1 pseudogene is annotated in these 376 nt (G+C 64.4%); it reads right to left on the bottom strand.

The features are described 5' to 3' along the window. Nucleotides 1-376: pseudogene (locus tag RM532_RS15860) on the bottom strand (lipase); the annotation flags it as partial.

Genomic DNA, 376 nt, shown 5'->3' with positions numbered 1-376 from the left:
GGGGGTCGGTGGTGCCGATGGTTATGTGCTCGGTCAGATGGCCGGGGCAGACATCCTGGAGCAGGATGTTGGCCACCTGGGGATTGTCCTTGCCGAAGTCCAGAGCCGCCGTGGGCACCGGCGACACCGGCTGCACCAATTCGTCGAAGACCGTGTACAGGTTGGTGTAGTCGATATCACCCGGGGTTTCGTCGCCGGCGTTGAGCGCGGTGACGAAGTCCGACCCGCGGGCGAACTGATATATCGATTCCGGCAACAGGCCCACCGGCAGGCCGCCCAGCCCCAAGGTTTCAAACAGAGAGCCCAGCAAGTCGGCGGGAAAGGCGACGGTGGTGCCGTGGTTGGGCCCGGCGATCAGCACGAAATCTTCCAGCGC

Source organism: Spectribacter hydrogenoxidans (assembly GCF_031846275.1).
In the GTDB taxonomy this organism is placed as follows: Bacteria; Pseudomonadota; Gammaproteobacteria; order Nevskiales; family Salinisphaeraceae; genus Spectribacter; species Spectribacter hydrogenoxidans.
The sequence above is the reverse complement of the archived record's forward strand: the minus strand, read 5'-3'. Positions and strand labels throughout refer to the sequence as shown.